A 6057-nucleotide genomic window follows, 5' to 3' on the forward strand; every position below is an offset into this window, starting at 1 on the left:
GCCGCGAAGGCGGGTTGCCACGTCAGGCCGGCGGTCTTGGCCTGGAGCAGCCGCTCGCCCGGACCGAAGCGGATGTCGCCCAGCCGCTTGTTGGCGATCATCGTGCGCACCGCCTGCGGCCCGCCGACATAGGTAAGCAGCCGGTCGTTGGCGGTATTGTCGCTCTGGGTCAGCGCGCGGGTCAGCAGTTCGCCGACCGTGGTGTGATAGCCGTCGCCCTTGACCAGCATCGCGATCGGCTGATGGAACAGGGTCAGGTCCTCGTGCCGGACGACGATCGGTTCGTCCAGACGTGCGCGGCCCTGATCGCGTAAGGAGAGCAGGGTGATCGCGACCCACAGCTTGGAGACGGATTGCTGCGGCAGGCGCTGGCGCCCGCCGACCTCGACCGTCCAGCCGTCATCGACCGCGCGCACCGCAATGCCCTTCTTGCCGCTGAACCCGGCCGACAGGCTGTTGATCGTGCTGACCAGTTCGGCGGGGGCGGCGGGGCTGTGCATCGGGCGCGGCGGCGGCAGCGGCATCGATATGGCGGCGCTGGGTTCGGGCACGCTGGGGGCATGGGCGCTGGCGCCGGGGCGGCTGTCCGTGCCGCAGGCCGACAGGATCACAAGAAACCCGACAGGCCAGATACGCAGCCCGCCGCCCGATACTCGCTTCGTCACCGCCATACCCCGCTGAATATCGCCATCCTTACGTGTCGACCGATCGGGGGAAATCCCCCCCCGCATGAGCCTTGCGACGAAAGGCCGCATGAGCGCGACAAGATGCGAAACCTCGCCATCCCGTCCCTTGCAGGAGGGAGGATGAAGATCGCGCTTACGGGATCAGGATCGTGTCGACCGCGTCCGTCAGCGTCTCGGGATAGTCGAGCGTATAGTGCAGCCCACGACTCTCCTTGCGGTGGAGCGCGCAGCGGACGATCAGCTCGGCGGTCTGGAGCAGGTTGCGCAGCTCGATCAGGTCGGGCGTGACGCGGAAATGGCCGTAATAGTCGTTGATCTCGTCGGTCAGCATGCGGATGCGGTGCTGCGCGCGTTCCAGCCGCTTGGTGGTGCGCACGATGCCAACATAATTCCACATGAAGCGGCGGATCTCGGTCCAGTTCTGCTTGATGACCACCTCTTCGTCCGAATCGGTGACGCGGCTTTCGTCCCAGGGGCGGATGGCGGGGGGCGGGGGCAGATCGTCCCAATGCTGCGCGATATGGTTCGCGCACGCCTCGCCATAGACGAAGCATTCGAGCAGCGAGTTGGAGGCCAGCCGGTTTGCGCCGTGCAGACCCGACTGGGTGACTTCACCCGCCGCGTAGAGGCCGGGCAGGTCGGTGCGCCCGTCGCGGTCCACGATGACGCCGCCGCAGGTATAATGCTGGGCGGGGACGACCGGGATCGGCTGCACCGTCATGTCGATGCCGAGCGACAACAGCTTTTCGTGGATGTTGGGGAAATGCTCGCGGACGAAGGCGGGCGGCTGATGGCTTATGTCGAGATGGACGTAATCCAGGCCCAGCCGCTTGATCTCATGGTCGATCGCGCGCGCCACGATGTCGCGCGGCGCGAGTTCGGCGCGCGGGTCCAGGTCCGGCATGAAGCGGTGGCCCGTCTCGGGGATCTTCAGGTGGCCGCCTTCGCCGCGAACCGCCTCGGTAATCAGGAAATTCTTGACCTGGGTGTTGTAGAGGCAGGTCGGGTGGAACTGCATGAACTCCATGTTCGACACGCGCGCGCCGGCGCGCCACGCCATGGCGATGCCGTCACCGGTCGCCCCCTTGGGCGCGGTGGAGAATTGATAGGTGCGCCCCGCGCCCCCGGTCGCCAGGATCGTCGCGCGCGCCTTGTGCACGACGACGCGCCCCGTGCGCCGGTCGACGGCATAGATGCCCCAGACATGGCCGGCGCCCGAATAGCGCATCTCGTGGCGGCTGGTCGCCAGGTCGATCGCGACCTGATCGGGGACCATGGTGATGTTGGGATGCGCGTCCGCCGCCTTCAGCAGCGCGTCGAGCACCGCCCAGCCGGTCGCGTCGGCGACATGCACGATGCGGCGATGCGAATGCCCGCCCTCGCGCGTCAGGTGGAGCATATTGCCCTCGGTCGCGAAGGGCACGCCGAGTTTTTGCAGGCGCTCGATCGCGGCCGGCGCGTTCTCGACCACGAACTCGACGGTGGCGCGGTCGTTGAGCCCGGCCCCCGCGACCATCGTATCCTCGATATGGCTGTCGAAGGTGTCGCCGGGTTCCAGCACGGCGGCGATGCCCCCTTGCGCCCAGGCGGTCGAGCCTTCGTTCAGCTTGCCCTTGGCCAGCACCGTCACCTTGAACCGGTCGGCCAGGTTCAGCGCCGCGGTCAGCCCCGCCGCGCCCGATCCGACGATCAGGATATCGGATTCGGTCATGCGCGGGCTCCTTGGGGCGCGGAACGGGGATACATGACCGCCCTGTGACATGGATGGCGTGGAGAGGACAGGGGGTTCCGCGCCTTGCGATGACGCGCGGGTCTTCCCACCTCACCACGCATGCCGCTGGCCCGACCCGATTGGCGCGATCGTCTGCGCGCAGGCATCCCCACGGGGGTGATCGTGGCGGGGCTTGGCTATGCGCTGGTGATCGGGCTGGGATATGCGCCGCGCCCCGCCTTGCCCACCGCCGCGCTCGACAGTTTCGACGTGGCCCCGCCGGCACCTCCGCCGCCGCGTATCCAGCCCAAGAAGGTGCGGACGAATCGCCCGCGCGGGGCCGCGGCGCCATCCAATATCCGCTCGCAGGCGATCGAAGTCGTCGCGCCACCGCCGATCGTCGTGCTGCCGCCGCCGGTGACGCCGGTCGTCGTCGCACCGGTGGCGGGGGTCGGTAACGATGCCAGCCAGGGCGCGTCCGACCGGCCCGGGCCGGGCACGGGGGCGGGTGGGGTCGGCAACGGCACGGGCAGCGGCGGCTCGGGGGACGGCGACGGCTATGGCGAGGAAACCCCGCCGCGCCGGATCAAGGGGCGGATCAAGGATTCGGACTATCCCGACGCGGCGGCGGACGCGGGCGTGAGCGGGACGGTGCAGGTCCGCTATTTCGTCAATGTCGATGGCCGGGTCAGCGGCTGCGTAGTGACCCGGAGCAGCGGCAATGCCGCGCTGGACGAGACGACGTGCCGGCTGATCGAGCAGCGATACCGCTATGATCCGTCACGCGATGCCGATGGGCGGCCGGTGCGGTCGATCATCGTGGTCAATCAGGACTGGGTGCTGGAGCGGGTGCGGGACGAGCGGTGAGGGCGGGGGGTGGGCTTCGACTTCGCTCAGCCTGAACGGGTTTCAGGAGAGAGAAAGAGGTTCGCGCGGAGGCGCGGAGGACGCGGAGATGTTGAGCTTCTGCTCTTCTCAAAGCCTGTCAAAGCGAACGTGATGGGTTAAGGATGTCATCTCCGCGCGCCAGACACCTCTGCGTCCTCCGCGCCTCCGCGCGAACAAAATCTCTCTTTCCCGCCCCCGTTCAGGCTGAGCGAAGTCGAAGGCTAAGGGATTCGGCTGATCTTAAGCCCCCACACTCCGCGTCAGCGACAGGAACACGTCCTCCAGATCGGCTTCCTTGGTCGAGACATCGACGATCCCGTATCCATCCGCCTGCACCGCCGCGAGCACCTGGCCCGCATTCACCTTGTCCTTGGCATAGGTGATCTCCAGCGTGCGCGTGCCCTTCAGGACGATCTTGCCGAAGCTGGCATGGTCGGGCACCGCCGCGACGTCGCGGTCGACGGTCACCGCGACGATCTTTTCCTGAGCCTTGCCGACCAGTTCGCGGGTCGGCTCGTTGGCGACCAGGCGCCCATGGTTGATGATCGCGATCCGGTCACACAGTTCCTCGGCCTCTTCCAGATAGTGCGTCGTCAGCACCACCGTCACGCCCTGCTCGTTGAGCGAGCGCACATAGGCCCAGAGTTGCTGGCGAAGCTCAATGTCCACACCCGCCGTCGGTTCGTCGAGCACCAGCACGGGCGGCGAGTGGACCATCGCCTTGGCGACCATCAGGCGGCGCTTCATGCCGCCCGACAGCGTGCGCGAATAGGCGTTGGCCTTGTCCTCCAGATGCACCGCGCGCAGCAGCTCCATCGACCGCCGCTGCGCCTTGGGCACGCCGTACAGCCCGCCCTGGATCTCCAGCGTCTCGAGCGGCGTGAAGAAGGGGTCGAACAGGATCTCCTGGTTGACGATGCCAATCGACGCCTTGGCGTTGCGCGGATGCTGGTCGATGTCGAAGCCCCAGATCGACGCCGAGCCCTCGGTCTTCATGACGAGGCCCGCCAGGATGTTGATCAGCGTTGATTTCCCTGCGCCGTTCGGCCCCAGCAGTCCGAAGATCTGCCCCCTCGGCACGTCGAAGCTGACCCCGTCGAGCGCGCGCTTGCCGCCCTGATAGGTCTTGGCGATGCCCTGGATCGAGATGGCGGCGTCTGTGGAGGCGGTCATGGCGCCGGAGATAGGCCCGTGGGCGCGCGAGGCCAAGCCGAGTTTTCGGGAATTGCACGGTGCCCCACGCCTTGCTATCGCGCGAGCCTATGTTGCCGCCGCCCGAAACCACCCGCGTCACCCAGACCCGCGTCGCTTGCGACGGTGCCACCGATATTCCGGGCGGTGCCGCGCTCGGCCATCCGCGCGTGTGGTTGCAGATCGACGAGACCGGCTATGTCGATTGTGGATATTGCGATCGCCGTTTCGTGCTGATCGGCGGACCGGCGGATGGTGCGGATCAGGCGAGCCTGCCGGATCACGGCGACGGCGCCGGGCGTTAAGCCCCCACGCGCATGAGACTCACGCCCCTCCCGTAGACGGGAGGGGATGGGGGAGGGAAGGCCACGGGCGACAGGCTCGGTGAGACTCCATGCCCTCCCCCGACCCCTCCCGCCTGCGGGAGGGGAGAAGAAGAGGGGATTTCCTGGAGTCGAGATTTTAAACCTCTCCTAAGCATCCTATATCCCAGCGATGACCTCGCCTCTCGACCCCCGCTCGTTCCTCTACCGCGACACGCTGGACCCCGACGCGGCGCTGCGCCTCACCGCCAACGCCCTGTCGCGCGCGGACGATGGCGAACTTTATCTGCAATATAAGCGCTCCGAAGCGTTCGGCTTCGACGACGGGCGGCTGAAGACGGCGGCGTACGACACCCATTCGGGCTTCGGCCTGCGCGCGGTGTCGGGCGAGATGACCGCCTTTGCCCACGCCAACGAACTGTCCGAGGCCGCGATTCAGCGTGCCGCGCAGACCATGGCGCTGATCGATCCCGCCAAGGGCGCCGCCGCGCCGCCGCCGCAGGGGACCAATCGCCACCTCTATACCGCGACCGATCCGCTCGACCTGATACCCTTTGCCGAGAAGGTGTCGCTCTGCCAGACGATCGACGCCGCCGCCCGTGCGCGCGATCCCCGCGTGGTGCAGGTGTCGGTCGGCCTGTCGGGCAGCTGGAGCGTGGTCGAGATCGTCCGCGCCGACGGCTTCGTCGCCACCGATGTCCGGCCGCTGGTGCGGCTGAACATCTCGGTCGTGGTCGAGCAGAATGGACGGCGCGAGACGGGCAGCTTCGGGATCGGCGGGCGTTACCTGTACGACCGCCTCGTCGCACGCGAGACGTGGGAGCGGGGCATCGACGTCGCGCTTCAGCAGGCGCTGGTCAATCTCGACTCGGTCGCCGCGCCTGCGGGCGAGATGACCGTGCTGCTGGGGCCGGGCTGGCCGGGCGTGCTGCTGCATGAGGCGATCGGGCACGGGTTGGAGGGTGACTTCAACCGCAAGGGCACCTCGGCCTTTTCGGGGCGGATCGGCGAGCGGGTCGCGGCGCCCGGCGTCACGGTGGTCGATGACGGCAGCCTCGCCGACCGGCGCGGTTCGCTGTCGATCGATGACGAAGGGACGCCGACGCGCGAGGTGGTGCTGATCGAGGACGGCATTTTGAAGGGCTATATGCAGGACCGGCTCAACGCCCGGCTGATGGGCGTCGCGCCGACCGGCAATGGCCGCCGTGAGAGCTTCGCCCATGCGCCGATGCCGCGCATGACCAACACCTTCATGAAG

At 67.7% G+C, this 6057-nt stretch carries 6 protein-coding genes; 3 read left to right on the top strand and 3 right to left on the bottom strand.

The genetic code is table 11. From position 1 onward, the window contains the following. Positions 1–671 (bottom strand): serine hydrolase (locus ACQKJZ_RS17480; protein ID WP_427732759.1); only part of this gene is annotated, 671 nt, incomplete at its 3' end. 148 nt (positions 672–819) lie between these two features. Further along, positions 820–2397: an L-aspartate oxidase gene (nadB, locus tag ACQKJZ_RS17485; protein WP_312487294.1), complete on the bottom strand. Its 1578-nt coding sequence runs from the start codon at positions 2395–2397 to the stop codon at positions 820–822. A 120-nt stretch (positions 2398–2517) separates the two neighbouring features. On the opposite strand from nadB, the gene ACQKJZ_RS17490 reads away from it, so the two are divergent. Then, positions 2518–3264 (top strand): energy transducer TonB, encoded by a 747-nt coding sequence (locus ACQKJZ_RS17490; protein ID WP_427732762.1) that lies wholly within the window; start codon positions 2518–2520, stop codon positions 3262–3264. Positions 3265–3525: 261 nt separating this feature from the next. On the opposite strand, the gene ACQKJZ_RS17495 is transcribed toward ACQKJZ_RS17490, so the two are convergent. Further along, positions 3526–4458, bottom strand: coding sequence for an ABC transporter ATP-binding protein (locus ACQKJZ_RS17495; protein ID WP_427732764.1), 933 nt, complete (start codon positions 4456–4458; stop codon positions 3526–3528). Between the two features lie 89 nt (positions 4459–4547). Here ACQKJZ_RS17495 and ACQKJZ_RS17500 point away from each other — a divergent pair, with 89 nt between their 5' ends. Next, entirely contained in the window at positions 4548–4781 is a 234-nt protein-coding gene (locus ACQKJZ_RS17500; RefSeq protein ID WP_183952980.1) for a zinc-finger domain-containing protein, read from the top strand. Between the two features lie 190 nt (positions 4782–4971). Continuing rightward, on the top strand, positions 4972–6057 hold a 1086-nt coding region (locus ACQKJZ_RS17505), incomplete at its 3' end, for a metallopeptidase TldD-related protein (RefSeq protein WP_427732767.1).

It is taken from the genome of Sphingomonas sp. NPDC019816, from assembly GCF_050274375.1.
Classification (GTDB): Bacteria; Pseudomonadota; Alphaproteobacteria; order Sphingomonadales; family Sphingomonadaceae; genus Sphingomonas.

Excerpts from the sequence above, each read along its gene's own strand:
- nadB (WP_312487294.1), bottom strand. The coding sequence starts at position 2,397 with ATGACCGAATCCGATATCCTGATCGTCGGATCGGGCGCGGCGGGGCTG.
- ACQKJZ_RS17490 (WP_427732762.1), top strand. The coding sequence starts at position 2,518 with ATGCCGCTGGCCCGACCCGATTGGCGCGATCGTCTGCGCGCAGGCATC.
- ACQKJZ_RS17495 (WP_427732764.1), bottom strand. The coding sequence starts at position 4,458 with ATGACCGCCTCCACAGACGCCGCCATCTCGATCCAGGGCATCGCCAAG.
- ACQKJZ_RS17500 (WP_183952980.1), top strand. The coding sequence starts at position 4,548 with ATGTTGCCGCCGCCCGAAACCACCCGCGTCACCCAGACCCGCGTCGCT.